General features: G+C 73.2%; 29 protein-coding genes and 4 pseudogenes. 15 read left to right on the forward strand and 18 right to left on the reverse strand.

The annotated features are described in order from the left end of the window. Positions 1-16: 16 nt before the first annotated feature. Entirely contained in the window at positions 17-334 is a 318-nt protein-coding gene (locus tag MVA48_RS02540) for a class II glutamine amidotransferase (protein WP_246985448.1), read from the reverse strand. 71 nt (positions 335-405) lie between these two features. After that, a complete protein-coding gene (locus tag MVA48_RS02545) occupies positions 406-762 on the reverse strand; it encodes a class II glutamine amidotransferase (protein WP_246985456.1) in 357 nt (118 codons plus the stop codon). A gap of 81 nt (positions 763-843) precedes the next feature. Here MVA48_RS02545 and MVA48_RS02550 point away from each other — a divergent pair, with 81 nt between their 5' ends. Then, positions 844-2,337 (forward strand): benzaldehyde dehydrogenase, encoded by a 1,494-nt coding sequence (locus MVA48_RS02550; RefSeq protein WP_246985458.1) that lies wholly within the window; start codon positions 844-846, stop codon positions 2,335-2,337. 71 nt (positions 2,338-2,408) lie between these two features. Here MVA48_RS02550 and MVA48_RS02555 read toward each other — a convergent pair whose 3' ends face one another. After that, complete coding sequence (locus tag MVA48_RS02555) at positions 2,409-3,077, reverse strand: CoA transferase subunit B (RefSeq protein WP_246985460.1); 669 nt, start codon at positions 3,075-3,077, stop codon at positions 2,409-2,411. Beyond that, on the reverse strand, positions 3,074-3,829 hold the full coding sequence (locus tag MVA48_RS02560; RefSeq protein ID WP_246985462.1) for a CoA transferase subunit A: 756 nt from the start codon (positions 3,827-3,829) through the stop codon (positions 3,074-3,076). Before MVA48_RS02560 ends, MVA48_RS02555 begins: the two co-directional genes overlap by 4 nt. 144 nt (positions 3,830-3,973) lie before the next feature. Between MVA48_RS02560 and MVA48_RS02565 the strand changes: the two genes are divergently transcribed. After that, complete coding sequence (locus MVA48_RS02565; RefSeq protein WP_256461114.1) at positions 3,974-4,345, forward strand: TFIIB-type zinc ribbon-containing protein; 372 nt, start codon at positions 3,974-3,976, stop codon at positions 4,343-4,345. Between the two features lie 18 nt (positions 4,346-4,363). Here the strand turns inward: MVA48_RS02565 and MVA48_RS02570 are convergent, their stop codons facing one another. Next, positions 4,364-5,311 (reverse strand): sensor histidine kinase, encoded by a 948-nt coding sequence (locus MVA48_RS02570; RefSeq protein WP_246985466.1) that lies wholly within the window; start codon positions 5,309-5,311, stop codon positions 4,364-4,366. Between the two features lie 180 nt (positions 5,312-5,491). On the opposite strand from MVA48_RS02570, the gene MVA48_RS02575 reads away from it, so the two are divergent. Next, a complete protein-coding gene (locus MVA48_RS02575) occupies positions 5,492-6,916 on the forward strand; it encodes an NADP-dependent succinic semialdehyde dehydrogenase (RefSeq protein ID WP_246985468.1) in 1,425 nt (474 codons plus the stop codon). Positions 6,917-6,979: 63 nt separating this feature from the next. Here MVA48_RS02575 and MVA48_RS02580 read toward each other — a convergent pair whose 3' ends face one another. Further along, entirely contained in the window at positions 6,980-7,372 is a 393-nt protein-coding gene (locus MVA48_RS02580) for a UBP-type zinc finger domain-containing protein (protein WP_246985470.1), read from the reverse strand. Positions 7,373-7,486: 114 nt separating this feature from the next. Here MVA48_RS02580 and MVA48_RS02585 point away from each other — a divergent pair. From MVA48_RS02585 to MVA48_RS02600, 4 genes and pseudogenes are all read left to right on the forward strand, one after another. Continuing rightward, positions 7,487-7,561, forward strand: a pseudogene (locus MVA48_RS02585) (hypothetical protein); the annotation flags it as partial. Positions 7,562-7,723: 162 nt separating this feature from the next. Further along, positions 7,724-9,382 carry an FAD-dependent oxidoreductase gene (locus MVA48_RS02590; RefSeq protein WP_246989042.1) on the forward strand — a complete coding sequence of 553 codons (1,659 nt, stop codon included), beginning with the start codon at positions 7,724-7,726 and terminating at the stop codon, positions 9,380-9,382. Next, a complete protein-coding gene (locus tag MVA48_RS02595; RefSeq protein WP_246985472.1) occupies positions 9,379-10,821 on the forward strand; it encodes an ATP-binding protein in 1,443 nt (480 codons plus the stop codon). Before MVA48_RS02590 ends, MVA48_RS02595 begins: the two co-directional genes overlap by 4 nt. Before the next feature lie 19 nt (positions 10,822-10,840). After that, positions 10,841-11,671, forward strand: a complete 831-nt coding sequence (locus tag MVA48_RS02600; protein ID WP_246985474.1) for a hypothetical protein — start codon at positions 10,841-10,843, stop codon at positions 11,669-11,671. A gap of 5 nt (positions 11,672-11,676) precedes the next feature. On the opposite strand, the gene MVA48_RS02605 is transcribed toward MVA48_RS02600, so the two are convergent. The 5 genes from MVA48_RS02605 to MVA48_RS23930 all read right to left on the reverse strand — a co-directional run bounded on the left by MVA48_RS02605 (position 11,677) and on the right by MVA48_RS23930 (position 15,404). Continuing rightward, complete coding sequence (locus MVA48_RS02605) at positions 11,677-13,296, reverse strand: peptide chain release factor 3 (protein ID WP_246985476.1); 1,620 nt, start codon at positions 13,294-13,296, stop codon at positions 11,677-11,679. Positions 13,297-13,314: 18 nt separating this feature from the next. Then, positions 13,315-13,776, reverse strand: coding sequence for a PfkB family carbohydrate kinase (locus MVA48_RS02610; RefSeq protein ID WP_246985478.1), 462 nt, complete (start codon positions 13,774-13,776; stop codon positions 13,315-13,317). Next, a complete protein-coding gene (gene pdxY, locus MVA48_RS02615) occupies positions 13,740-14,165 on the reverse strand; it encodes a pyridoxal kinase (protein ID WP_246985480.1) in 426 nt (141 codons plus the stop codon). Before pdxY ends, MVA48_RS02610 begins: the two co-directional genes overlap by 37 nt. A gap of 612 nt (positions 14,166-14,777) precedes the next feature. Continuing rightward, positions 14,778-14,996, reverse strand: coding sequence for a hypothetical protein (locus MVA48_RS23925; protein ID WP_371821183.1), 219 nt, complete (start codon positions 14,994-14,996; stop codon positions 14,778-14,780). Positions 14,997-15,002: 6 nt separating this feature from the next. Then, on the reverse strand, positions 15,003-15,404 hold the full coding sequence (locus MVA48_RS23930; protein WP_371821184.1) for a hypothetical protein: 402 nt from the start codon (positions 15,402-15,404) through the stop codon (positions 15,003-15,005). A 186-nt stretch (positions 15,405-15,590) separates the two neighbouring features. On the opposite strand from MVA48_RS23930, the pseudogene MVA48_RS23935 reads away from it, so the two are divergent. Next, positions 15,591-15,749: pseudogene (locus MVA48_RS23935) on the forward strand (hypothetical protein); the annotation flags it as partial. A 219-nt stretch (positions 15,750-15,968) separates the two neighbouring features. Further along, a complete protein-coding gene (locus tag MVA48_RS02625) occupies positions 15,969-16,307 on the forward strand; it encodes a hypothetical protein (RefSeq protein ID WP_246985483.1) in 339 nt (112 codons plus the stop codon). 50 nt (positions 16,308-16,357) lie between these two features. Here MVA48_RS02625 and MVA48_RS02630 read toward each other — a convergent pair whose 3' ends face one another. From MVA48_RS02630 to MVA48_RS02640, 3 genes are all read right to left on the reverse strand, one after another. Further along, positions 16,358-17,089, reverse strand: a complete 732-nt coding sequence (locus MVA48_RS02630; protein WP_246985485.1) for a hypothetical protein — start codon at positions 17,087-17,089, stop codon at positions 16,358-16,360. Between the two features lie 220 nt (positions 17,090-17,309). Then, a complete protein-coding gene (locus tag MVA48_RS02635) occupies positions 17,310-18,140 on the reverse strand; it encodes an IclR family transcriptional regulator domain-containing protein (protein WP_246985486.1) in 831 nt (276 codons plus the stop codon). A gap of 22 nt (positions 18,141-18,162) precedes the next feature. After that, a complete protein-coding gene (locus tag MVA48_RS02640) occupies positions 18,163-19,647 on the reverse strand; it encodes an amidohydrolase family protein (RefSeq protein WP_246985488.1) in 1,485 nt (494 codons plus the stop codon). Positions 19,648-19,998: 351 nt separating this feature from the next. Between MVA48_RS02640 and MVA48_RS02645 the strand changes: the two are divergent. The 5 genes and pseudogenes from MVA48_RS02645 to MVA48_RS02665 form a co-directional block, all read left to right on the forward strand. Further along, positions 19,999-20,970: pseudogene (locus MVA48_RS02645) on the forward strand (CaiB/BaiF CoA transferase family protein); the annotation flags it as partial. A gap of 124 nt (positions 20,971-21,094) precedes the next feature. Beyond that, positions 21,095-21,904 carry a citryl-CoA lyase gene (locus MVA48_RS02650; RefSeq protein WP_246985490.1) on the forward strand — a complete coding sequence of 270 codons (810 nt, stop codon included), beginning with the start codon at positions 21,095-21,097 and terminating at the stop codon, positions 21,902-21,904. Further along, on the forward strand, positions 21,901-22,872 hold the full coding sequence (locus tag MVA48_RS02655; protein ID WP_246985492.1) for a zinc-binding dehydrogenase: 972 nt from the start codon (positions 21,901-21,903) through the stop codon (positions 22,870-22,872). The genes MVA48_RS02650 and MVA48_RS02655 overlap by 4 nt, the downstream gene beginning before the upstream one ends. Positions 22,873-22,898: 26 nt before the next feature. Then, entirely contained in the window at positions 22,899-23,765 is an 867-nt protein-coding gene (locus tag MVA48_RS02660; protein WP_246985494.1) for a dioxygenase family protein, read from the forward strand. Between the two features lie 55 nt (positions 23,766-23,820). Continuing rightward, positions 23,821-24,102 carry a DUF1905 domain-containing protein gene (locus MVA48_RS02665; protein ID WP_246985496.1) on the forward strand — a complete coding sequence of 94 codons (282 nt, stop codon included), beginning with the start codon at positions 23,821-23,823 and terminating at the stop codon, positions 24,100-24,102. A 117-nt stretch (positions 24,103-24,219) separates the two neighbouring features. Here the strand turns inward: MVA48_RS02665 and MVA48_RS02670 are convergent, their stop codons facing one another. Next, positions 24,220-24,423 carry a cold-shock protein gene (locus MVA48_RS02670; protein ID WP_104524457.1) on the reverse strand — a complete coding sequence of 68 codons (204 nt, stop codon included), beginning with the start codon at positions 24,421-24,423 and terminating at the stop codon, positions 24,220-24,222. A gap of 278 nt (positions 24,424-24,701) precedes the next feature. Here MVA48_RS02670 and MVA48_RS02675 point away from each other — a divergent pair, with 278 nt between their 5' ends. Further along, complete coding sequence (locus MVA48_RS02675) at positions 24,702-25,292, forward strand: class I SAM-dependent methyltransferase (protein WP_246985498.1); 591 nt, start codon at positions 24,702-24,704, stop codon at positions 25,290-25,292. A 2-nt stretch (positions 25,293-25,294) separates the two neighbouring features. Here the strand turns inward: MVA48_RS02675 and MVA48_RS02680 are convergent, their stop codons facing one another. From MVA48_RS02680 to MVA48_RS02685, 3 genes and pseudogenes are all read right to left on the reverse strand, one after another. After that, a complete protein-coding gene (locus MVA48_RS02680) occupies positions 25,295-25,585 on the reverse strand; it encodes a hypothetical protein (protein WP_246985500.1) in 291 nt (96 codons plus the stop codon). 115 nt (positions 25,586-25,700) lie between these two features. Further along, positions 25,701-26,093: pseudogene (locus tag MVA48_RS23940) on the reverse strand (class I SAM-dependent methyltransferase); the annotation flags it as partial. Between the two features lie 19 nt (positions 26,094-26,112). Continuing rightward, positions 26,113-26,256: a hypothetical protein gene (locus MVA48_RS02685; RefSeq protein WP_246985502.1), complete on the reverse strand. Its 144-nt coding sequence runs from the start codon at positions 26,254-26,256 to the stop codon at positions 26,113-26,115. Between the last annotated feature and the right edge of the window lie 17 nt (positions 26,257-26,273).

Below are 26,273 nucleotides of genomic sequence, written 5' to 3' on the forward strand. Positions count from 1 at the left end.
GGAGGTGCCAGCGGGCTCAGGAGGTGACGGCGGCGGCGATCGAGGTCTCGAGCGTCCCGCGGCGGACGGCGAGCAGCTCGCCGTCGGCCAGCTCCTGCCAGCCGGTGCCCCAGCCGCTCGAGGAGACCACCACCGCGCCATCGGTGACCCGGTAGCGCAGCGAGTAGTACTCGGGGTCGTCGTCCTCGAAGGGGCCCTCGGTGTCGTACCGGCAGAAGGCGTACAGCTCGTCCGGGGTCAGCAGCAGGCAGTTGAGGCTGGTGAACGGGGTGGTCGCCGCGATCTCGTCCGCGGTCGCCCGCAGCGCCTCGGCCGGCGTCGCGCCGTCCCGCAACCGCTGGGCGACCAGCAGGAAGTAGCGCTCGCTGTCGGTCGTGCCCCGTCGCGAGCGTTGCGACCGGTAGGTCAGCAGGTCGTCGAGCGCGGCGGGCGGCCGGATCGAGCATTGTGCGCGAACGCGACGCGGCCGTCGGTGAAGGGGTGGGTGTTGGCCTGCCCGATGCCGAGGCCCATCGTCGCCCAGCGCAGGTGCGCCAGGCCCGAGTCGCTGCGGCGGCGGCCGGCCCAGCGGGCGAACACCGCGCTGGTCCGTGCGGCGTCGGGGCGCTTGCGGACCCGGACGCCCCGTCGGGTGCTGCGGGCGACGCCCCAGCCGTCACCGTGCTTGGCCGACAGCGCGGTGAAGCTCGCCAGGTCCTCCTCGCCCAGGAGGTCGCGGAGGCTGGTGGGCTCGCGGGTGGTCCAGCCCAGGAGTCGGCACACGCGGTCCACGATGACGCAGCGCCGTCCCGATCCGGCGCAACCTGAGGTCGCCCCGGCAGGTCGTGGCGGTGGATGCTGTCGGTGGACGACCACGCGGTGCACGAGGGAGTGACGATGGGACTGCTCGACGGCGGCGACTGGCAGGGCAAGATCTGGGTCGGCGGCTGGGCCGACGGCAGCGGCGGCACCTACGACGCGGTGGAGCCGGCGACCGGCGACGTCATCGCGCCGGTGGGACGGGCGACACCCGAGGACGTGAGCGAGGCCGCCACGCGGGCCGTCGCGGCCCAGCGGGCGTGGGCCGCGGCGCCGTTCGAGGAGCGTGCTCGGGTGCTGCGCCGGGCCGGCGAGGTGCTCGAGGCGCACGCCGACGAGATCAAGGGCTGGCTGGCCCGCGAGTCCGGCGCGATCCAGCCCTTCGGCGACTTCCAGGTGCACACCACCGCGCAGGAGTGCTACGAGGCCGCGGCCCTGCCGTCGCACCCGTACGGCGAGCTGCTGCGCACCGGCTCGCCGCGGCTGTCCTTCGCCCGCCGGCTACCGGCGGGCGTCGTCGGGGTGATCGCGCCGTTCAACGTGCCGACGATCCTCGCCATCCGCGCGGTCGCCCCGGCGCTGGCCCTGGGCAACGCGGTGATCCTCAAGCCCGACCCGCGCACGGCGATCAGCGGTGGGGCGATGTTCGCCCGCGTCTTCGAGGAGGCGGGGCTCCCGGCCGGCGTCCTGCAGGTGCTGCCCGGTGGGGTCGACGTCGGCGAGGCCCTGGTGGTCGAGCCCGCCGTGCGCGTCATCGCCTTCACCGGCTCGACCCGCGCCGGCCGTGCGGTCGGGGCGCTGGCCGGCCAGCACCTCAAGCGCGCCCACCTCGAGCTCGGCGGCAACTCCGCGCTGATCGTGCTGCCCGACGTGGACGTGCGGGCCGCGGCCTCGGTCGGCGCGTGGGGCACGTTCGCCCACCAGGGGCAGATCTGCATGGCGACGTCGCGGCACCTGGTGCACCGCGACATCGCCGAGGAGTACACCGCCGTCCTCACCGAGAAGGTGGAGAAGCTCCCGGTCGGCGACCCGTTCCGCGAGCAGGTGGCGATGGGCCCGCTGATCGACGCCGGCCAGCGGGACCGGGTGCACGGCCTGGTGACGGCCAGCGTCGAGGGCGGGGCGACCGTGCGCACCGGCGGCACGTTCGAGGGGCTGTTCTACCGGCCGACCGTGCTGGGCGACGTCCCGGTCGAGGCACCCGCCTACCAGGAGGAGATCTTCGGCCCGGTCGCCCCGGTGACGCCGTTCTCGTCGCTGGACGAGGTGGTCGAGCTGGCCAAGGGAACCGAGTACGGGCTCTCGCTCGGCATCCTGACCAAGGACGTCTATGCCGGGCTCGAGCTGGCCGAGCGCATCCCGTCCGGGCTGGTCCACATCAACGACCAGACGGTCAACGACGAGGCGGTCGCCCCGTTCGGCGGCGTCGGCGCGTCGGGCACCGGCTCCCGGCACGGCGGCCCGCAGGCCAACATCGAGGCGTTCACCGAGACCCAGTGGGTCACCCTGCGCGGCGACCTCCCGGCCTACCCCTTCTGACCCGGTCGAGCTTTCGGTACAGAAAGCTGCGGCGAACTGCCGAGCTTTCTGTACCGAAAGCGCGCATTGGGTCAGACCGTGGCGGGGAGGGGCATCTCGGGGACGTCGTCCGGCACGGTCAGCGGCGCGCCGGTGGCCTCGACGACCTCGTCCGGGGAGACGCCGGGCGCCACCTCGCGCAGGACGAAGCCGTCGTCGGTGACGTCGATGACCGCGAGGTCGGTGATCACCCGGTCGACGCAGCCCTTGCCGGTCAGCGGCAGCGTGCACTCCTCGACCAGCTTCGGCGAACCGTCGCGGGCGACGTGCTCCATCATGATGATCACCTTGCGGGCGCCGTGGACGAGGTCCATGGCGCCGCCCATGCCGTTGACCATCTTGCCGGGGATCAGCCAGTTGGCCAGGTCGCCGCGGGGGTTGACCTGCATGGCGCCGAGGATCGCGACATCGAGATGCTTGCCACGGATCATCCCGAACGACATCGCAGAGTCGAAGAAGCTGGCGCCGGGGAGGATGGTCACCGTCTCCTTGCCGGCGTTGATCAGGTCCGGGTCCTCCTCGCCCTCGAAGGGGTAGGGCCCGACGCCGAGTACCCCGTTCTCCGAGTGCAGGACGACGTGGACGTCGTCGGGCACGTAGTTGGGGACGAGGGTCGGCATGCCGATGCCGAGGTTGACGTAGGCGCCGTCCTCGAGCTCGAGCGCGACGCGGGCGGCGAGCTGTTCACGGGTGAGTGTCATCGCGCTGCTCCCTCGCTCCGCGGCCGGGTGGTCCGCTTCTCGATCTTCTTGCCCTCGGGCCCGACGACCACCACGCGGTCGACGAAGACGCCGGGCAGGTGCACGTCCTCGGGGGTGATCTCGCCGGGCTCGACCAGCTCCTCGACCTCGGCGATCGTGATCCGCCCGGCCATGCCGGCCAGCGGGTTGAAGTTGCGGGCCGACTCGTGGAACACCAGGTTGCCGTGCCGGTCGCCGCGCCAGGCCCGCACCAGGCCGAAGTCGGCGGTCAGCGCCGTCTCCAGCACGTACTGCTGCCCGTCGAAGACGCGCACCTCCTTGGGCTCGCTGGTCGTCACCACGTTGCCGTCGGCGTCGTACCGGATCGGGATGCCGCCCTCGGCGACCATCGTCCCGACGCCGGTGGGCGTGTAGAAGGCGGGGATGCCGGCCCCGCCGGCGCGCAGCCGCTCGGCAAGGGTGCCCTGCGGCGTCAGCTCGACCTCGAGCTCACCGGAGAGGTACAACCGGGCCAGCTCCTTGTTGCCGCCGACGAAGGAGCTGATCGTCCGGGAGATCCGGCCGGCATACAGCAGCACGCCCAGCGCCTGGTCGTCGACCCCGCAGTTGTTGGAGATCGTGGTGAGGTTGCGGACGCCCTTCTCCAGCAGCGCGTCGATGAGCGCGATCGGGACGCCGCACAGCCCGAACCCGCCGACCGCGAGGCTGGCGCCGTCCACGACGTCGGCGACGGCCTCCTGGGTGGTGGCCATGACTTTGTCCAACTCGTGCTCCCATCGGGTCGGCACCTGCGAGGGGTGCCAGTATCCCCGGCGGACGACGGGATCCCGACGCCCGGCTACCACTGGACGGAACGGTCGCGGGAACCACCGGCACCGCCACCCCGTTCCGCGGGCATGGATCTGACCTGTCCGAAGTGCCACGGGGCCATGCGCACCTACGAGCGCAACGGCGTCCACGTCGACCAGTGCTCCGACTGCCGGGGCATCTTCCTCGACCGGGGGGAGCTCGACCGCCTCATCGACGCCGAGAACGCCTGGCACCGTGGCGGCGCGGTACCGGAGTCGCGGCACGACGACGACCGGCGTCCCCGCGATGTCCGGGCGCACGGGGGAGCCGCCTCGGGCGCCGGCCTCGGCGCCGTCGTGGGCGAGGTGCTGCGCCAGGTGCAGGGCTCCACGTCGCATTCCCGCGACCACCACGGGCACTCCTCCGGCCACGACAGGAAGCGCAGGAAGGAGTCGTTCCTCGGCGACCTCTTCGGCTGAGGCGCCGGGACGCCGGCGTCAGCCGGTCCGGACGGTGAGCCGTACCTGGACGCCGTCGTCGTACCGGGAGACGTCGACGTGGTCGCACAGCTGGCGGGCGAGCCACAGACCCATGCCCCCGCGCGAGAGGTCCTCGCCGTGCGCCGGCCCGTAACCGGCGAACGGGTCGTCGAAGCCGGACCCGTGGTCGCGGATGGAGCAGACGATGCGGTCGGCGCCGGTCCACAGGTCGAGCCGGACGGGAGGCCTGCCGTGGCGGGCGGCGTTCGAGGTCATCTCGTCCACGGCGAGCTGGAAGTCCTCGATCAGGTCCCGCGGCGCGGCGAGACCGGTCAGCTCGGCGGCCACCGCGTGCCGCAGCCCGATGAAGTCCGTGACGTCGTGAACCGACAGCCGTGGGGGAGTGTCCTCGAGCGGTTCGGCCGGGACCGGCAGGGAGCGCAGGTACTCCGCCGGGTCGACGAACCGGTCGTTGCGGGCGCGCCCGGCCGGCCCGACGACGCTCGTGTGCGTTCTCAGCGCGGACTCCAGCACCGGCTCGGGCAGCCGCCGGGTGTCGAAGACGCACAGCCCCCAGAGCGGCCAGTCCGCCAGGGCTGCGTTGATGACCGACTCGTAGCGCTGCCACTCCAGCCAGTCGCGCTCGGTCGGGCCGAAATCGACCTCGCCGACGACCCGGACCCGATGGACCCCCTCGGCGGCGCGCTGCTCGGCCAGCGAGCGGAAGGTCGTGATGGCCGTCGGAGTTCGTGCGCGGTACACGTCGTGCCGCTCGAGCACGTGCACGCGGGGGTCGCCGTTCACCGCGTCGCGCAGCGCGTCGGCCGTCCGGGCGCTCGTGGCGACGACGGCCGCGTCGCCGGCGGCCAGCCCGTCGAGGAGGAACGGGGCAGCCACGGCCACGAGCTCGTCGGCGGAGTCGTACAGCAGGGCGTCGTGCACGTAGCCCGGTGGACGGCCGTCCACCGCAACTGTTCGCGCTGCCACTCGCTCCGCTCCCGAGGCTCCGACGTCCACCCGCGTGCGGGTTCCGCCGACCACGGTAGGTCAGATGGCCGCGGTCGGCTCGGCGCCGGTTTCGGTGCAGACTCGACGGGCAGGTTCGAGCCAGACGACCACCGGAACGTGCAGCGACGGGAGACCAGCATGGCGATCGCCACCATCAACCCGGCCACCGGCGAGACGCTGAAGACCTACGAGGCCCTGACCGACGAGCAGCTCGAGGAGAAGCTGGCCCGCGCGGCCGACGCATGGCAGAGCTACCGGCTGACCTCTGCCGCCGAGCGGGCCGGCTGGCTGCGCGCCGCCGCCGACGTCCTGGACGCCGATACCGACCCCGTCGCCGAGCTGATGGTCACCGAGATGGGCAAGACCCTCGCCGCGGCGAAGGCCGAGGTCGCCAAGTGCGCCAAGGCGCTGCGCTGGTACGCCGAGCACGGTCCGGCCCTGCTCGAGCCCGAACCCAAGGACGCCGACGCCGTCGGTGCCACCCAGGCCTACGTCGTCCACCAGCCGATCGGCGTCGTCCTGGCGATCATGCCGTGGAACTTCCCCCTCTGGCAGGCGATGCGCTTCGCCGCCCCGGCGCTCATGGCGGGCAACGTCGGCCTGCTCAAGCACGCGAGCAACGTTCCGCAGACCGCGCTCTACCTGGAGGAACTGTTCCGCAGGGCCGGCTTCCCGGCCGACGTCTTCCAGACGCTGCTGATCGGCTCGTCGACCATCGAGCGGGTGCTGCGTGACGACCGGGTCGCCGCCGCCACGCTGACCGGCAGCGCGCCCGCCGGGCAGTCGGTCGCCTCCATCGCCGGCGACGCGCTCAAGAAGACGGTGCTCGAGCTCGGCGGCAGCGACCCGTTCATCGTCATGCCCTCGGCGCACCTGGAGAAGGCGGCGGAGGTCGCCGTCACCGCCCGCAACCAGAACAACGGGCAGAGCTGCATCGCGGCCAAGCGGTTCTTCGTGCACCGGGACGTGGCCGAGGAGTTCACCCGCCTGTTCGCCGAGAAGATCGGCGCGCTGACCGTGGGCGACCCGATGGACCCCGACACGCAGGTCGGTCCGCTGGCGACCGAGTCGGGCCGGGAGGACGTGGAGAAGTACGTGCAGGACGCCGTCGCCAAGGGCGCGACCGTCCTCGTGGGCGGGGAGCGGCTCGACCGGCCCGGCTGGTTCTACGCGCCCACCCTGCTGGCCGGCATCACGCCGGAGATGGACCTGTACTTCGAGGAGGTCTTCGGCCCCGTCGCGGCCCTGTTCACCGTCGACTCGCTGGACGAGGCGATCGAGATCGCCAACAGCCATCCCTACGGCCTGGGCGCCAACCTGTGGAGCGAGGACGAGGAGGAGCGGGCTCTCTTCGTCCGGGACGTCGCCTCGGGCATGGCGTTCGTGAACGGGATGGTGACCAGCTATCCGGACCTGCCCTTCGGCGGGGTCAAGCAGAGCGGCTACGGCCGCGAGCTCACCGAGGTCGGCATGCGCGAGTTCATGAACGCCAAGACGGTCTGGATCGGCGCCCCGAGCAGTGAGCAGGGTGTCGGCGACACCGCGGGAGCCGCCTCCGAGTGACGCGGACGCGCGAGGGGCCGTCCGGCGCCGCGCCGTCCGGCCGGACTCCGGTGCGTGCCGGGTTCAGTGCAGGCGGAACCGCCAGTCCGCGGGCACCCGTCCCCGGGGACCAGGAGCGGGCTGGTCGAGCGGGTGGTGGAGCGGTGGCGCCAGCTCGGGGCCGTCGACCGCTCGCCCGTTGCTGAAGTCCCAGAACCAGCTCTCCCCGGGCTCGAAGCTGCGCGCGATCGGGTGCCCGGCCTCCTTCGCGTGCATCCGCGCATGCCGGCTCGGCGAGGAGTCGCAGCAGCCGATGTGCCCGCACTGCGCGCAGCGCCGCAGGTGGAACCACCACCCCCCGCTCGCCTCGCACTCCACGCAACCGGTCCCGCTGGGCGGGACCCCGGTGTCGATCGCTGACACGGCGCTGTCTGACACGTCCACCACCTGGGAGGAGAGCGGTATGGAACCGGGCATCCACGGTACGGACGGCGCCGACCCGGAGGAAGCCTCCGGCGTGCTGGAGCCGGAGGACACCCTCGACGGTGCACCCGGCGTCCGCGACGTCCTGGACACCGGCTGGCCGGCGACGTGCGGGCGGGGCGCCTGGTCGACGCCGACGACCGCCAACCGGGGGTCACCGACGACGAGGTCCGGGCGCGCGACACCGGGATCGACGGGGCGGCCGCCTCGGCGGAGGAGGCCGCGGTACACGTCGTGAGCGACCGAGACCGCCAGCGCCGCCTACGCCTGCAGCAGAACGGTGCCGTTCGTCCCTGGGCCGCACTAGCGTGGGGCGCTCCGGTGCACGGCGAACCAGGAGCCGCCATGGGCAAGCCCGTCCTGCTCAGCGTGGACGACGACGCGGGAGTGTCGCGGGCCGTCGCGCGGGACCTCCGGCGCCGCTACGGCGAGGAGTTCCGGGTGCTGCGGGCCTCGTCCGGACCCGAGGCGCTGGAGGCGCTCAAGGAGCTGAAGCTGCGGGGCGACACCGTCGCGGCGCTGCTCGCCGACTACCGCATGCCGCAGATGAACGGGGTCGACTTCCTGGAGAAGGCGATGGACCTGTTCCCGCGGGCCCGTCGGGCGCTGCTCACCGCCTACGCCGACACCGACGCCGCCATCCAGGCCATCAACGTCGTCGACGTCGACTTCTACCTGCTCAAGCCGTGGGACCCGCCCGAGGAGAAGCTCTACCCGGTGGTCGACGCGATGGTCGCGTCCTGGCGGGACAGCCACGACAGCGCCGTGGAGGACGTGAAGCTGATCGGCCACCGGTGGTCGGCGCCGTCGTTCCGCGCACGGGATCTGCTGGCGCGCAACGCCGTCCCGTACCGCTGGTACAGCGTCGAGGAGCCGGAGGGGCAGCGGCTGCTCGCGGCGGCCGAGGCCGGCCCGGACGACGTCCCGGTGGTCATCACCCCGGACGGCAGGGTCCTCAAGGCGCCCTCGGACGCCGAACTGGCCGCGGTCGCCGGGCTGAGCGTGGAGCCGCAGGCCGACTTCTACGACCTGATCGTCGTGGGGGGCGGGCCGGCCGGTCTCGGGGCGGCGGTGTACGGCGCCTCCGAGGGGCTGCGGACCGTGCTCGTGGAGCGCGAGGCGACCGGCGGCCAGGCGGGGCAGAGCAGCCGGATCGAGAACTACCTCGGCTTCCCCGACGGCGTCTCCGGAGGGCAGCTGGCCGAACGGGCCCGCCGGCAGGCGGCGAAGTTCGGGGCCGAGATGCTGCTGACCCGCGACTGCGTGGCGCTGGAGGCCCACGGATCCAAGCGGGTGCTGCGGTTCGCCGACGGCAGCACGATCTCCGCGCACGCCGTCGTCCTGGCGACCGGTGTCTCCTACCGCAGCCTCGGCGTGCCCGGGGCCGACGGGCTGACCGGGCGGGGCGTCTTCTACGGCTCGGCGATGACCGAGGCGCAGGAGTGCGCCGACAAGAAGGTCGTGATCGTCGGTGGGGCCAACTCGGCGGGGCAGGCGGCCGTCTTCTTCGCCCGGTACGCCAGCTCCGTGCACGTCCTGGTCCGCGGGCCCTCCCTGGAGGCGTCGATGTCGCACTACCTGATCGAGCAGATCGCCGGCATCGAGAACATCTCCGTGCACACCTGCACGACCGTGGCCGAGGCGCACGGCACCGACCACCTCGAGCAGCTCACGGTGCAGGACGCCCGCTCCGGTGAACGGACGACGCTGCCGGCCAGCCACCTGTTCGTGTTCATCGGCGGCGAGCCGCGCACGTCCTGGCTCGACGGCACGGTCACCCGGGACGAGCGCGGGTTCATCCCGACGGGCCCGGGCCTGACGCAGGACGGCCGCCGCCCGCCCGGCTGGCCGCTGGAGCGGGACCCGTACCTCCTCGAGTCGAGCGTCCCGGGGGTGTTCGTCGCCGGCGACGTGCGGGCGGAGTCGGTGAAGCGGGTCGCCTCGGCTGTGGGCGAGGGCGCCATGGCGGTGACTCTCGTGCACCGGTACCTGGGGGAGCGATGACCGCGCCCGGACGGCGGTTGACGCCCGACGAACTGCGGGAGCTGTTCCTCTTCGAGGACCTGGACGACGACCAGCTCGGCTGGGTGGCGGCCAACGGGGACGTCGTCGACTTCGCGGCCGGCGCCGAGGTGTCGGTGGAGGGCGAGCCGGCCGAATGCTTCTTCGTGCTGCTCGACGGGACGATGAGCATGGTCCGCCTCGTGGGCGGCAGCGAGGTCGAGACGGTCCGCACCGATTCCCGCGGCGTCTACTCGGGGGCCGTCCAGTTCTACTTCGGCGACCGGCTGGAACAGCGCTACCCGGCCACCGTCCGCGCGGTGACCGACTGCCGCTTCCTCGCACTGCCGGCCCCGGCGTTCGCGGCGGTGTTCCGCAGCTGGTACCCGATGGCGGTGCACCTGCTCGAGGGCATGTTCGTCGGGCAGCGCAACGCCGCGGAGCTGGTCGGGCAGCGGGAGCGGCTGCTGGCGCTCGGCAAGCTGACCGCCGGCCTGACCCACGAGCTGAACAATCCCGCGGCCGCGGCGGCGCGGGCTGCGGCCGCGCTGCGGGACCGGTTCGCCGGCATGCGGCACAAGCTCACGCTGCTGTCCGAGGGCAGGCTCGACGGCCAGGTGCTGCGGGCGCTCACCGGTCTGCAGGAGGAGTTCGTCACCCGGATCGACACCACCCGCGAGCTGTCGGCCCTGGACCGGTCCGACCAGGAGGACGCCCTCGGCGACTGGCTGGAGGAGCACGGCCTCAGCCGGCCCTGGGACCTCGCCGGCGTCTTCGTGGCCGCGGGCCTCGGCCCTGACGACCTCGAACGCGTCGCCGGCGCGGTGGCTGCCGATCACCTCGAACCGGCCGTGCGCTGGCTGGCCTACACGGTCGAGGCGGAGACCCTGCTGGTGGAGATCGCCGACAGCACCGGCCGGATCTCGAGCCTGGTCGACGCGGCCAAGCAGTACTCGCAGATGGACCGCACGCCGCACCAGCCGACCGAACTGCACGCGGGCCTCGACGCCACGCTGGTCATGCTGGGCGGGAAGATCAGCCCCGACATCACCGTCGTCAAGGACTACGACCGGACCCTGCCGCCGGTGCCTGCCTACGCCGGCGAGCTCAACCAGGTCTGGACGAACCTGATCGTCAACGCCCTGGACGCGATGTCGTCCAACGGCGAGGGCACGCTGACGCTGCGCACCGCGCGGGACGGCGACTGCGCCCTGGTCGAGGTCGTCGACACCGGTCCGGGCATCCCGCCGGAGCTGCAGGCGCGGGTCTTCGAGCCGTTCTTCACCACCAAGCCCGTCGGGCAGGGCACCGGCCTCGGCCTGGACGTCTCGTGGCGGATCGTGGTGAAGCGGCACGGCGGCGACCTGCGGGTCACCTCCCGGCCGGGGGAGACCCGCTTCTCGGTGCTGCTGCCGCTGACCGAGCCGTCACCGACTCCCTGAACCGGGGCACAGTGGAGGCGTGTTCGACGTCGACTGGATGGGGCTGCTGACGCGCGAGGTGCTGCGCGAGCGCGCCGCCGCCCTGATCGCCGAGGCGTGCGCCTGGACCGTCGGCATGTCCGACCAGCCGCACCACCTCCGCACCGGCGGCCGGATCGTCGCCACCGGGCTGACGGTGGGGGAGCGGGCCGCGCACGGGCTCCCGCTCAGCGGCGAGGAGGACGGCCGGCTCGACCTCGGCGACGCCCGCCCGGGCAGCTTCCAGGACGCGCTGAACTCCGTCGACGCCACCGGGACCGTCGCCGCCGACCGGTTCGACACCGACGTCCTGCACCCGTTCGTCCGGGCCACCTGCCTGGCCGCGGCGGAGCGGGCGCGGCGCACCCGGCCGGCGGACTGGGCCGAACTCGCCGACGACGTCGGCGAGGAGGAGTCCGACCTCGACGGGGTGGTCGGGGCCGGCGGGTGGGAGGAGCCGCTGCGGATCGACGCCGAGCACCTCGTGCTCGCCGCGCTGCGCGACGTGCCGCTGATCGAGGTGGAGGCGGAGGGGCTGCCGCTGTCCCTGGTCCGGGCCGCGGAAGCAGTCGCGCGAGCGGCCGCTGCCCCGGCCGAGCCCGGACCGGTGGACGACGACCTCGCGGGCACGCTCTTCCTCGCCGGCGCGGCGGTGACCGCGACCGGCGCGCCGGTGCCGCTCGCCCCCGCGGCGGCCGAGCGGCTGGTCGAGCAGCTGCTCGCGCACGGCCTGGAGCCCGGCGAGGTGCTCGGCGTGCTGCCGCACCTGCCGATCGAGCCGGCGACCGCCGACGAGGTCGCGGCGATCCTCCGGTCCGGCGGGATCGGCTGACCCGCTCAGAGCTGGGCGGCGACCAGCGGCTCGAGGGTCAGCTCGGGCTTGTTCTGCTGCAGCACCCGCAGGCCCCACTTGTTGGCGAACACCGCGATCAGCTCGCCGTCGCCGCGCTGCAGCACCTCCGCGCCGCTCGAGGCCGAGATGCCGGGCACCGACTCGGCGTCGGTGCGCAGCGCCAGGCTGTAGGGCAGCGGCTCGAGCGCGACCGGCGCGCCGAACTCGTGCTCCATGCGGTGGGTGGCGACCTCGAACTGCATCGGCCCGACGACCGCGAGCACGGGGGCCTGGTCGCCGCGGCGGTCGGAGCGCAGGACCTGCACCACGCCCTCGGAGTCCAGCTGCTCGATCCCCCGGCGGAACTGCTTGTGCTTGGCGGTGTCCCGGCCGCGGCACACGGCGAAGTGCTCCGGGGCGAAGGTGGTGAGCGGGGGATAGCTCACCGGGCGCCCGGCGTACAGGGTGTCGCCCACGCCCAGCGCGGCGGCGTTGACCAGCCCGACGACGTCCCCCGGGTAGGCCACGTCGATGCTCTCGCGCTCGCGGCCGAAGACGTGCTGCGCGTACTTGGTGGCGAAGGGCCGGCCGGTGCGGGCGTGGGTCACGACCATGCCCCGCTCGAAGACGCCCGAGCAGATGCGGATGAACGCCAGCCGGTCGCGGTGCGCGGTGTCCATGCCGGCCTGCACCTTGAAGACGAACGCGCTGAACGGGTCGGTCACCGTCCGGGTCCCGCCGTCGGAGTCCGGCTGGTCGGCCGGTGCCGGCGCGAGGGCCACGAGGGTCTCGAGCAGGGCGCCGACACCGAAGTTGGACACGGCCGACGCGAAGAGGACGGGTGTGGTCACGCCGTCCAGGAACAGGGACTGCTCGTGGTCCGCACCGGTGGCGGCCAGCAGCTCGACCTCCTCGACGGCCTGCTGCCAGGCGTCGCCCTCGCGGGCCAGCGCGGCCTCGGCCGGCAGGGTCTCCTCCGGCGCGATGGTGGCGCCGCCCGCGGTGCGGGTGAAGCGGCGGTAGCTGCCGTCGGAGCGGTCCAGCACCCCGCGGAAGTCACCGGCGATGCCGACCGGCCAGGTCAGCGGCGTCGGGGTCAGGCCGGTGCGCTCGGTGATCTCGTCCATCAGCTCGAGGGCGTCCTTGCCCGGCCGGTCCCACTTGTTGACGACGGTGATCACCGGGATCCCGCGGTGCCGGCAGACGGCGAACAGCTTCATCGTCTGGGCCTCGAGGCCCTTGGCGGCGTCGATCAGCATCACCGCCGCGTCGACCGCGGTCAGCACGCGGTAGGTGTCCTCGGAGAAGTCGGCGTGACCCGGGGTGTCGAGCAGGTTGACGACCGCGTCCCGGTACTCGAACTGCAGCGCGGCGGAGGTGATGGAGATGCCGCGGGCCTTCTCCATGTCCATCCAGTCCGAGACGGTGCCGCGGCGGCCGGCCTTGCCGTGCACGGCGCCGGCCTGCCCGATGACCCGGGCGTGCAGCGCGAGCGCCTCGGTCAGGGTCGACTTGCCGGCGTCCGGATGGCTGATCACGGCGAAGGTCCGGCGGCGCGCGGCCTCCCGCAGGACGGTGGTGGCGTCGGTGCCGCCGCTGGTCTGCTCGACGGGGGCTGCGCTCACCAGGTCCAGGGTAGGCGATCAGACCTCGGTGACCTCGAAGGTCCGCGTCGGGCTGACGAACTCCTCCTGGGCAGCGACCAGCAGGATCTCCCGCGAGCCGGCGTCCTCCGTGCGCTGCAGCAGCCCGAACACCGACGCCGCCGCGCGGCCCAGCGCCTCGCCCGCCGAGCGGGTCTCCAGCCAGTGCGCCAGGAACAGCGCCGCGATCGCATCGCCGGCGCCGTTCACCGAGACCCCGAGCTTCGGCGTCCGCACGCGGAAGTGCCGGCCCCCTTCCGACGCGAGCAGGTCCACGGCGTCGTCCGGGGTGTCCGCGGCGTCCAGGCTCGTGGTGAGGACGACGCGCGGGCCGAGCGCCTGCACCGCGGCGACGGCGTCCTTGACCGACGCCAGCGACGTCGTGGTGTACCCCGACAGCAGGTCGAGCTCGAAGTGGTTCGGCGTCACCAGGTCGGCGGCCGGGACGGCGACCTCGCGCATGAACTCCTCGATGCCGGGTCGGACGAACACCCCCGTCCCACGTCGCCGATGACCGGGTCGCAGCAGTAGACGGCGTCCTGGTTGGCCTCGCGCACCCGGTCGACGGTCTGCACGACGGCGTGCCCGATGTCGGCGGAGCCGAGGTAGCCCGACAGCACGGCGTCGCACCGGCCGAGCACACCTCGGTCGGCGATGCCCTGGACGACCTCCTCGAGCGCCTGGCCGTCGAACACCCGCCCGGTCCACTGCCCGTAGCCGGTGTGGTTGGAGAACTGCACGGTGTGCACCGGCCACACCTCGATGCCGAGGCGCTGCAGCGGGAAGACCGCCGAGGAGTTGCCGACGTGCCCGTAGGCGACGTGCGACTGGATGGAGAGGACGTTGCGCACGGGGTCAGACGGTAGAGCAGCGCGGTGACGCTCCTGTGACGCCGCCGTGACGCCCGGGTCGGTAGACGTGCGGCAGAGGCCGCCCGGCCTCAGGGGGAACGCTGCTCTCCGGAGCGGCCGGACGGACGGACGACCCATGACCCTGGCCACCTATGTCGAGATGCCTACCCCGCGCAGGGCGATGGACGGCGAGGCCCAGGACCTCCTGCCCGCCGACCTGACCGTCGCCTACGGCGCGGGCGACGCGGCGGTGGCGGGGTCGGTCCCGCTGCACGAGTTCCTGAAGAACGCCGGCACCCTGACGCTCGCCGACCGGCTCACCATCGTCGGGCAGGCGCTGCTGATGCTCGAGGGCAACTACGTGCACCTGCCGCTGAAGTCGGCCATGCACGCGGTGAACCCGGTGCAGCGGCTGCGGCTGCTGCGTGCCCGGCTGCAGCGGCAGACCGACGGGACCATGGACCCCGAGCGGATCTTCCACATGGAGATGTCGGCGGTCTTCCACTCGGTCCGCGATCTGCACACCAACTACCTGCTGCCCGCCCCGTTCGCCGGCATGATCGCCTACCTGCCCTTCCAGGTGGAGCGCTGCGTCGAGGACGGCGAGGCGACCTACGTCGTCAGCCGCATCGCGGCCGGGCTGTCCTCCCCGACGTTCCAGGTCGGCACCGAGATCACCCACTGGAACGGCATGCCGATCGACCGGGCAGTCGCCGTGAACGCCGACCGGTTCGCCGGGAGCAACGTGCCCGCCCGCCTCGCCCGCGGCATCGACTCGCTGACCGTGCGGTCGCTGCGCCTGCACCTGCCGCCGGACGAGGAGTGGGTCACCGTCAGCTACGTCGACAACGCAGGCGTCCGTCGCGAGCTGCGGGAGCCCTGGCTGGTGGCTCCCAACGCCCCCGCGATGGCCGCCGAGGACGGGATCAGCGAGGCCGCCGCGGCGATGGGCCTGGACCTGCACGCGGACGAGACCGGCCGGGCCCGCGCCCTGCTGTACGCGCCGCGGGCGGTCGAGCAGTCGCTGGGCACCATCGCCGTCGAGGTGTCGACGGAGCCCGCCGCGGCCGGGGCCGACGTCCCGTCGACGATGCCCCTGGTGTTCCGGGCGCGCAGCGTCGTCACGCAGGCGGGGACCTTCGGCCACCTGCGGATCTTCACCTTCAACGTGCCCGACCCCGAGGCCTTCGTCGACGAGTTCGTCCGGCTGGCCCAGCTGCTGCCGCAGGAGGGACTCATCCTCGACGTCCGCGGCAACGGCGGCGGGCACATCTACGCCAGCGAGTTCACCCTGCAGACCCTGACGCCGCGCCGGATCACCCCGGAGCCGGTGCAGTTCGTCTGCACCCCCTCAACCTCGAGATCTGCCGGCGGCACAAGGACAACCCGACCAACCGGATCGACCTCGGCCCCTGGTTCCCGTCGATGGACCAGTCGGTGGAGACCGGCAGCATCTACTCCTCGGCCTTCCCGATCGCCCCCGAGGACCGCGCCAACGCCCGCGGGCAGAAGTACTTCGGACCGGTCGTCCTGGTCACCGATGCCCGCTGCTACTCGGCGACCGACATCTTCGCCGCGGGCTTCCAGGACCACGAGATCGGCGACGTCCTGGGGATCGACGACAACACCGGCGCCGGCGGGGCCAACGTGTGGACGCACGGCCTGCTCAAGGCTCTGCGGGAGGTGCCTGCCGACCCGGACTCGCCGTACAGGCCGCTGCCGAAGCAGGCGGACATGCGCGTCTCCATCCGCCGGACGCTGCGGGTCGGACGACTGGCCGGTACCCCGGTGGAGGACCTCGGCGTGCGGCCCGACGTCCGCCACGAGATGACCCGCCGCGACGTGCTGGAGGGCAACGTCGACCTCATGGAGCGTGCCGGCTCCCTCCTCGCCGGCAAGCCCCGGCGCCGCCTGGACGTCACCGCATTCGCCAGCCGGGCCAACCACCTGGTCGTGCAGCTCACGGTGGGCGGCCTCGACCGGGTCGACGTCTACCTCGACGGCCGGCCGCGGGGCAGCAGCGACGTCTCCGACGGTGCCTCGGAGCTGCGGTTCGACGACTGCGGCGGGACCCGGGTCATCCAGGTGATGGGCTTCCAGGACGGAGAGCTGGTGGCGGCGCGCACCGAGCAGCTCGGCTAGGTCGGCCGTGCGCCCCGCCTGGCGGGCGGCTGTGAGCGTCTCCGCGGCGGTCAGCCGGGGAGCAGGACCGTGCGCAGTTCGTGGGCGCCGTCGGCCCGGGTCGCCTCGTAGAACCAGCGTGCCCCGCCGTCGGGGCGGCTGACGACGTCGACGTAGCGGAGCCCGAACGGCGGGTGCGCGCTGTGCAGCAGGGGAGCGTCGCCGACCGCGGTGAACACCTCGCCGTCCTCGGTGACCGCCAGACCCGAGCGCTCCTCGAAGTTCTCCGCGGCGGTCGCGCGGCCGTCGTAGAGCGCCCAGCCGCGGGACCCGTCGAGGACCACCGTCGCGAAGCGGACCCCGCGGGCGTCCCAGCTGCCCGGCGTGCCGGCGAGTGCGGTGCCGTGCCATCGCCACGTGACGCCGTCGTCGCTGGTGGCGTGCTCGGTGGTCATCCGGTCGGTGGCGTCCGGGTCGTCGAGCGGGTGCACCGACGCCCACAGGTGCCAGCGCCGGCCGTCGTGCCGGATCACCGGGTCCTTGACCGCCGCCGTGTCGGTGCCCGGCAGGACGGTGCGCGGCTGGGCGGTGGCCAGCTCCTCGACCGACGACGCCTCGAGCAGGTCGACCCGCCAGTGCTTGGTCCCCGGCGTGGCGCAGCTGACGTAGAGCCGCCAGCGGCCGTCGGGCGTGTGCACCAGGGCGGGGCGCTCGAGCGACTCCGCGCCGAACAGGTCCTTGCCCACCTCGACGACCGGCGTGAACCGCACGCCGTCGGCGGAGCGGGCGACGACGTTGGCCACCCCCGCCCCTCGCCCACGGGGAGGCGCAGCCGGTAGGCCAGCCACCACGTGCCCCCGACCAGTTGCGCCGACGGCCCGCCGACCCAGGCACCCGGCCGCGGATCCTCCGGCGCGAGGACCACCTGCGCCTCGGACCAGAAGCGATCGGGCTCCGGAGGACGCGGGCGGGACGGCCATGGCGCGGTGGAGGACACGCGGTCAGTGTGCGCCGCGACCCGGCTCAGGCCGTGGCGCTGCCGCCTGTGGGAGGTCGCGCGGTCTCGACGTGCGGCCGGGACTGCCACAGCGCCCACTCGGCGCTGACGTCGCCTGCCGTGCGCAGCAGGCGGGGCAGGTGCTCCTCGACGAGGCGCTCGACCGAGGTCTCGGCCGCGTGCACGGTCACGTTCATCGCGGCCCGCACCGTGCCGGAGCCGTCGCGCACCGGGACGGCGACCGAGCGCACTCCTGGCGCCAGCTCCTCGTCGGCCAGCGCCCACCCCCGGGCACGCACCTCGGTGAGCTCCCGGTCGAGCTGCTCGGGCGGCCGGCCGATGTACGGCGGCAGTCCGGACCGGCTCGGCTGCGCCAGGGTCGCGGCCAGGTCGGCGGGGGAGAGGGCGGCCAGCAGCACCTTGCCCTGGGAGGTCTGCACGGCGGGGAACCGGGTGCCGATCTCGACCCGCATCGCGATGATCTTCGGTACGGACACGCGGGCCACGTAGACGATGTCCGAGCCGTCCAGCTGGGTCATCGACGAGGACTCGCCGGTGCTGGCGACGAGGTCCTCGAGGTGCGGGCGGGCGATGTCCCAGAGCCCGAGCGAGCCGACGTACGCCATGCCGAGGCGCAGCACTCGCGGCGTGAGGGCGTAGCTGCCCCCGGAGGAGCGGACGTACCCGAGCTCCTCCAGGGTCAGCAGCAGCCGCCGCGCCGTCGGCCGGGCGAGCCCCGCCGCTGCGGCCACCTCCGCGAGGGACATGCGGCGGTGGCCGGCGTCGAAGCAGGTGAGGACGTCGAGCCCGCGCGCCAGCGACTCGACGAAGTCCGGCCCTGCTCCGCGCCCCGCCATGTCCGTCCTCCTCGCGCTCCGTTCAGCGGCCGAGGACGCGCTCCTCGCCGCCGGCCCGCTTGGACTCGTCGACGAAGTCGGAGTACTGGTACGGGTTGTCGAGGATCGCGGCCTCCGCCTCCGGCATCTCCGGGAACATGCCCGCCTGCCAGACCTCCTCGCCGCACGCGCCCTTCAGGTACTCGATGGTGTTCTCGATCTCCTGGCGCACGGGTGCCAGGTCGATGCCGACGAGCTTGCCGTCGTGCTTCACCACCCGGCCGTCGACGACGACGGTGTGCACGTCGCCCCGCTGCGCCTGGAAGACGACGTGCCCGATCGGGTTGAGCATCGGGAACGACACGGGGGAGTCGTCGTTCTTGATCAGGACCACGTCGGCCTTCTTGCCGACCTCGAGGCTGCCCAGGTCGGAGTCCCGCCCGATGGTGTGGGCGCCGCCCTTGGTGCACCACTCGAGCACGTCCTTGGCACGCAGCCGCAGGTGCGTGATCGTGTCGCCCTTCAGGTGCGCGGTCAGGTGCTCGGCCATCCGGTCGGCGTTCAGGGTCGAGCGCATGGCCGAGAACATGTCGCCGCTCCACCACACGCTGGTGTCCATCGACAGCGACACCGGGATGCCGTACTGGAGCACCTGCTCGGTGGGGGCGTGCCCCTGGCCGGCGCTGCACTCCGACTCGGTGGCCACGGAGATGGACCCGCCGGTGGCCGCGATCCGCTGGTAGCTGTCACGGGTCAGCGTGGAGGCGTGCACGTACGTCGTCTCCGGCGTCATGAAGCCACCGTCGTACATCTGCTGGATACCGGTGTCGCTCGTGGCACCCCAGACCCCGGCGTGCGTGGTCACCGGGATGCCGAGGTCGCGGGCGACCTCGAACGCGGCCTTCTCCGGGAACGCGGGGTCCCCGGTCACGTCGAAGGCCATCTGGACGCCCATCCGGTCGTCGCCGGCGTCGCGCAGCCGCTCCAGCAGGGAGCGGACGGCGGGGTCGGCGCTCCACTCCCACGGACCGGCCTGGATGTTGCCGTAGGCCATGACGAACCGGCCGGGGACCGAGCGCAGCGCCTCGACCGCTGCCTCGCCGTGGTCGACGGTCTGCAGGTTGTGCGACCAGTCGACGGTCGTCGTCACACCGGCGTCGAGTGACTCGATGGCGGCCAGCCGGTTGCCCGCGGCGATGTCCTCCGGACGGAACTTCTTGCCGTGCTCGAGGTAGTACCAGACGAAGTACTGGGTGAGCGTCCAGTCGGCGCCGTAGCCCCGCATCGCGGTCTGCCACATGTGCCGGTGGGTGTCGATCATGCCCGGCATGACGATGCCGCCGCGGGCATCGATCTCCTGCGTGCCCTCGGGCACCTCCAGCGACGGGCCCACCGCCTCGATCCGGTCGCCGACGACCAGGACGTCGGTGTCGGACAGCACCGAGGACGAGCCGTCCATCGGGAGGACGGTCCCTCCGCGGAAGACGAGCGGGCGGCCGGGCTCCGGGGCGGACTGGGACTGGGTCATGCGGTCCTCCGTGACGTCGTCGTCGTGGGAACGGACGGGCGTCCGCAGACCGGTCGGCCGCCGCCCTGTGGCGGTCACCTTCGACCCGGGGGAGGCTTCTGTCAAGATCGCGTCGCAGTTCCCGGACATGACCTTCTCGCCGGTTGACAGCCGCAAGTGGGCATGACGAGACTGCGGCCGGTGCGGTGGCGGACGGATGTCCGCGAACGAGCGCGACGGCGAGAGGCGGCACCCGAACCCATGACCTCAGGGCAGCCCGGCGACCACCCTTCCACGCCGGCCCACCGGGGACCTCTCGCCGGCCTGCTCGTGGCCGACTTCTCCCGCATCCTGGCCGGCCCGTACAGCACGATGCTGCTGGCCGACCTCGGCGCCGAGGTGGTCAAGGTCGAGGGGCCGGGAGGTGACGACACCCGGACGTGGCAGCCCCCGGTCCGGTCCGTCGACGGGCGGGGGGTCGCGACCTACTACCTCGGCGTGAACCGCAACAAGCGCTCGGTCGCGCTGGACCTCAAGGACGACACGGACGCCGGTCTGGCGCGGGAACTGGCCCGCCGGGCCGACGTCCTGGTCGAGAACTTCAAGCCCGGCGGGCTCGGCCGGTTCGGGCTGGACTACGCCAGCGTGGCGGCGACCAACCCCGGCATCGTGTACGCGTCGATCAGCGGGTTCGGCAGCAGCGGCGGCGCCGCGCTGCCCGGGTACGACCTCATCGTGCAGGCGATCTCGGGGTTCATGAGCCTGACCGGCGACCCCGACGGGGAGCCCTACCGTGCCGGCGTCGCGCTGTTCGACGTGATGGCCGGGCTGCACGCCACCATCGGCGTCCTGTCGGCGCTCAACCACCGCCACGAGACGGGCGAGGGCCAGCACGTCGAGGTGAATCTGCTGTCCTCGGCGCTGTCGGGCCTGGTGAACCAGACCAGCGCGTTCGTCGCCGGCGGCACGGTGCCCTTCCGCATGGGCAACAGCCACCCCAGCCTGTTCCCCTACGAGCCGCTGCCGTGCGCCGACGGCGAGCTGATCGTCACCGCCGGGAACGACGGCCAGTTCCGCCGGCTCTGCGAGGTCCTCGGTGTTCCGCAGCTGGTCGACGACCCCCGCTTCCGGCGGAACGAGGACCGGACGGCCAACCGCGACGAGCTCCGGCCGCTGCTGGTGGAGCGGCTGCGGACCCGCTCCAAGATGGACTGGTTCCGCGACATCATCGGCGCGGGCGTGCCGTGCGGTCCGATCAACACCATCGACCAGGGCGTGGCCTTCGCCGAGGAGATCGGCTTGGATCCGGTCGTCCAGGCAGGCACGGGACCGCTCGCGGTCCCGTCGATCCGCAACCCGATCACCTTCTCCGCGACCGAGGCGGAGTACCGCCTCCCCCGCCCACCCTCGACGAGCACGGCACCGAGATCCGGCACTGGCTGGCCGACGGCCGGAAGGAGCACTCCGCATGAGCGAGCCGCCGTCGTTCCCGACGTCGCTGGGGACCTCGACGGCGGACCAGATCCGCCTCCTCGGCCAGGACCTCACCGCCGACCTCATGGGCAAGGTCGGCTTCGGCGAGCTGGCCTTCTGGCTGGTCAGCATGCGGCGCCCGACCCCGGCGGAGACCCGGGTCTTCGAGGCGGTGCTGGTGGCCCTGGCCGATCACGGGTTCACGCCCACGGCGATCGCCGCGCGGCTGACCTACCTGTCGGCGCCTGACTCGCTGCAGGGGGCGCTGGCCGCCGGTCTCCTCGGCGGCGGCTCCCGCTTCCTCGGCGTCACCGAGGACTGCGGGAGGTACCTGCACGAGGTCCTCGGCCGGGTGGAGGGCGACCTGCCGTCCGACGACGCCGGCTGGGACGCGCTCGCCCTGGCCGCGGTCGGCGAGACGAAGGCGGCCGGCCGATTCGTGCCCGGCATCGGGCACCCCGTGCACAAGGTCCAGGACCCCCGGACCCCCGTGCTCCTGGGCATCGCCGAGGAGGAGGGCCTGCGCGGCCCGCACCTGCGGCTGTTCGAGGCCATCGGCCGGGTGCACGAGCAGGTGCTCGGTCGGCGGCTGCCGCTCAACGGCGCCGGCGTCTGCGGCGCGGCGCTGGCCGACCTGGGCCTGCCGGTCGAGCTGCTGCGCGGCTTCGCCCTCCTCGCCCGGGCCGCGGGGGTGCTCGGGCACATCGCGGAGGAGCGTCGCCGGCCGATCGGCATGGACGCCTACCTGACAGTCGACCGCAACGCGACCTACGTCGACCCCGACGGCGGAGGAGCGCCGGCATGAAGGCGGGCGTCCTGACCGAGCCGGGCGACGCCCCGGCCTACGGCGAGCACCCGGCGCCCGAGCCGGCCGACGGGCAGACCCTCGTGGCGGTGACCGCCGCCCCGATCGTCCCGCTCGACCAGCTGTGCGCCTCGGGCACCTCGTACTTCGGGCGTCCCGCCACTCCCTACGTCCCGGGCGTGCAGGGCGTCGGGGTCGTGCGACGGTCGGCCGCGTTCCCGGACGGGGCGCGGGTGTTCTTCTCGACGTCGGCCGGCATGCGGCCCGGCGACGGAAGCCTCGCCGAGCTGTGCGTCGTCCCGGACGTGGACGTCGTGGCGGTGGACGACGCGGTCGAGGACGTCGCCCTGGCGGCGCTGGGCATGTCCGGTGTCGCGGCCTGGCGGATGCTGACCGACCGCGCCCGCCTGCAGCCCGGCGAGACGGTCCTGGTCCTCGGCGGCGGCGGAGCCGTGGGCCAGGCCTCCGTCGGGGCGGCCAAGCTGCTGGGTGCCGGCCGGGTGGTCGCCGTCTCCCGGTCGGCCGAGGCGCAGGAGCGCGCCCGGCGGGCCGGGGCCGACGCGGTGGTCCCGCTGACCGGCGACGTCGACGAGCTGACCGCCGCGCTGGGCGACGCCGTCGGCGCCGGGGCGGACGTCGTCATCGACCCGGTCTTCGGTGTCGCCGCGACCGCCGCCTCCCGGGTGCTGGCCGTGCACGGGCGGCTGGTGAACCTCGGCGGGTCCGGTGGCGACGTCGCCGCGTTCTCGTCGGCCGTCCTGCGCAGCAAGTCGGCGTCGGTGCTCGGCTACACGAACAACCATCTGACCCCCGAGCAGCGCCGCGAGGCGGTGATCGCGATCGCGGGCCATGCCGCCGCCGGCCGGCTCGCCGTGGCGCACGAGGTGTTCCCGCTCGCCGAGGTCGCCGACGCCTGGCGTCGCCAGGCGTCGGGTCAGGCCGGCGTGCGGCTGGTCGTCAGGCCCTGAACCAACCCACTCGAGGAGGAGACACCGTGCAGCTGGTCACCGAGGAGAACATCACCGACCTGGCGGTCGAGCGCTGGGCCACCGCGAAGGACCCGCGCCTGGCCGAGCTGATGACGGCGCTGGTGCGGCACCTGCACGACTTCGCCCGCGAGGTGCGGCTCACCGAGGCCGAGTGGATGGCGGCGATCCAGTGGCTCAACCGCACCGGGAAGATCAGCAACGAGAAGCGCGAGGAGTTCATCCTGACCTCCGACGTCCTCGGGCTGTCGATGCTGGTCGTGCAGATGAACCACCGGCTCGACCCGCGGGCGACGCCGGCCACGGTGCTCGGGCCGTTCCACATCGAGGGATCGCCCGAGCTCGGCTACGGCGCGGACATGTCGCAGGGTCTGCCCGGCACGCCGCTGTTCATCTCCGGCGTGGTGAAGGACCTCGAGGGCAACCCGGTGCCGAACGCCGTCCTGGACCTCTGGCAGGCCGACAACGAGGGCCTCTACGAGTCGCAGCACGCCGACGTCGACGAGGCACGGCTGCGGGCCAAGTACACGACCCGGGAGGACGGCACCTACTGCGTGCGGACCGTCGCGCCGCTCGGTTACACGATCCCGATGGACGGCCCGGTGGGGGAGCTCATCTCGAAGACCGAGATCAGCCACTTCCGGCCGGCACACGTGCACTTCCTGCTCAACGTGCCCGGCTTCGAGCCCCTGATCACGCACCTGTTCGAGGAGGGAGCGGACTACCTCGACAGCGACGTGGTCTTCGGGGTCAAGGAGGAGCTCGTCGTCCGGTACGAGCAGCGGGAGCCCGGTACGACCCCGGACGGCGGGACGATCGACGTGCCGTGGTTCGACGCGCGCTACGACTTCGTCCTGCAGCCGCAGGGGCGATGAGTTCCGCCCGCGGGCGGCGTCCTTCCTCGTAGCACCGCCGGGCGAGGGAGGTCCGATGAGCGCGACACCGCTGGACACGGAGTTCACCGCGACGCTGGTGCGCAGCGACGCCGAGGGCGGCTGGACCTACGTCCAGATGCCGGGCTCGGCCGAGTTCTTCGGCACCCGCGGGCTGGTGAAGGTGCGGGGCACGGTCGACGGGCATCCGTTCCGGAGCTCGTTCATGGCGCTGGGCGACGGCACGCATAAGCTGCCGGTGCGGGCCGACGTCCGGGCGGCGATCGGCAAGCAGGCCGGCGACACGGTCACCGTGCACCTGGACGAGCGGCTCGGCTGAGCGCACGCAGCCCCGCCGTGCGGGGGAGCCGGTGGCGTCGTGCTCCGGCACCGGCCGCGGCGGGAGAGCAGAACGGGGGCCACGGCGCGCAGCGCCGTGACCCCCGTCCCGGGTGGATCAGAGGGGGCGGACGTTCTCCGCCTGGGGGCCCTTCTGGCCCTGCGTCACGTCGAACTCGACCTGCTGACCCTCGTCGAGGGAGCGGTAGCCGTCGCTGACGATGGCGGAGTAGTGGCAGAAGACGTCGGCGCCGCCGCCGTCCTGGGCGATGAACCCGAAGCCCTTCTCCGCGTTGAACCACTTCACAGTGCCCTGAGCCATGCTGTTTCTCTTCCGTGCTGGGGTGTCGGGGCCGGCAGTCGCCGCGCCCCGGGTCGCCGCACCACCGGCAGGACCGAGAGGAACGTCAGGCAGAGACGACTGCGGACGTTCGGAAACGAAGCAGAGGCACAGCAGCGACCGGGCACCACCCTACGCTGTCGGTCCGCGGGAGCGGCCGGGCCTTACCCGTCCGGGTCGCACGGACGGCGTCGTTCGTGCGATCGTGCTCGCCGGGATCCGGACACGGACCCCGCTCCGACGGGTCCCGGAAGGCGTGCATGAACCAGCAGCTGGCAGAACGACTCCGCTTCCTACGGGCCTTCGCGGCCAATCCTCGCCAGGTGGGCGCCATCCTGCCGACGTCGCGGCAGGCGGTGCGCGACATGCTCGACCTCGGCGACGTCCCGGGCGCCCGCCTGGTCGTCGAGCTGGGAGCCGGAACCGGATCGCAGACGGCGGAGATCCTGGCCCGCATGGCTCCCGACGCCCGGCTGATCGCGCTGGAGATCGACCCGCGGCTGGCTCAGGTGCTGAAGGAGCGGTTCGACGACCCGCGGCTCGAGGTCGTCGTCGACTCGGCGGAGAACCTCGAACAGCACCTCGGCGAGGAGAAGGCCGACGTCCTGGTGTGCGCGCTGCCGTTCACCTCGCTGGAGCCGGGGCTGCGGCGCCGGATCCTGGACGCCATGCCGGCCGTGCTGGCCCCGCACGGCGTGGCGACGGTGATCCAGTACTCGCCGTTCATCCAGAACGAGCTGCGCCGTCGGTTCCCGTCGGTGCGCCGGCGGATCTCGCCGCTGAACGTGCCGCCGGCCTTCCTGTTCGCCTGTTCGCTGCAGGCCGACGCGGGCGAGGCGACCGCGGTCTGAGCTCAGGCGGCCGCCGCGCGCAGCGCCCAGGCCCGCGCGGTGAGCGGGATCGACCCGTCGGGTGCGGTGGGCAGGTGCTCGCGCACGACCGTCCGCAGCGCCGCCCGCCGGTCGTCGTCCAGGGACGCGACATAGGCAGGTGCCGGCCCGGTGCCGCGCAGGAACGGCGACCAGTAGTCGTCGAAGTCCCGGAACGCGGTGGGGACGACGATCTCGCGGACGTCGACACGGGCCAGTCCGGCGCCCGCGAACAGGGCACGCAGGGGCTCGGGACGGCAGAACCCGAACCGCACCGACTCGCGTTGCGACCGGACCGACGGGTCGAGCTCTTCCGCGGCGTCCCAGGAAGCAGCGCATCAGGCCCATGCCGCCGCCGGGGTAGTCCCAGACGTAGGCCGCGACGGTTCGGCCGGGACCGACCGCCCGGGCCATCTCGCGGAGAGCGCCTGTGCGGTCGGGGACGAAGTTGAGCACCAGCCCGCAGACCGCCACGTCGAAGGCGCCGTCGGCGACGGGCAGGGCCCGGGCATCGGCGAGCGCGAAGGCGGCCCGGGGGTCGGGCACGGAGACGGCGGCGTGGGTGACGAACGGGGCCGACGGATCGACGCCGACCACCTGCGCGGGGGAGGCCGTGACGAGGACCGCCTCGGTGAGGGCCCCCGTGCCGCAGCCGACGTCGAGCCAACGACTCCGCGGGGGCCGGGCGAGCCAGTCGACGAACTCGACTGCGACGGCCCGGCTCCAGCGGCCGACGTAGGACTCGTAGCTCGCCCCGCTGGACCAGACGTCCACGCGGGGCACGGTAGCGCCGGGACGCGCCTCAGCGACGGGTCGAGAGGGCGGCGATCTCGTGCGCGGACTCGACGGTGGGTGCCGCGGCGAGTGCCCGGGCCAGGGCGCGTTCCTCACGCAGGTGGGCGCGGGCCGAGCGGTGGCGGGCGAGGGCGGTGCGCAGGCGGGACATGGCGGATCCTTCGGTTC

It is taken from the genome of Blastococcus sp. PRF04-17 (assembly GCF_023016265.1).
Lineage (GTDB): Bacteria > Actinomycetota > Actinomycetes > Mycobacteriales > Geodermatophilaceae > Blastococcus_B.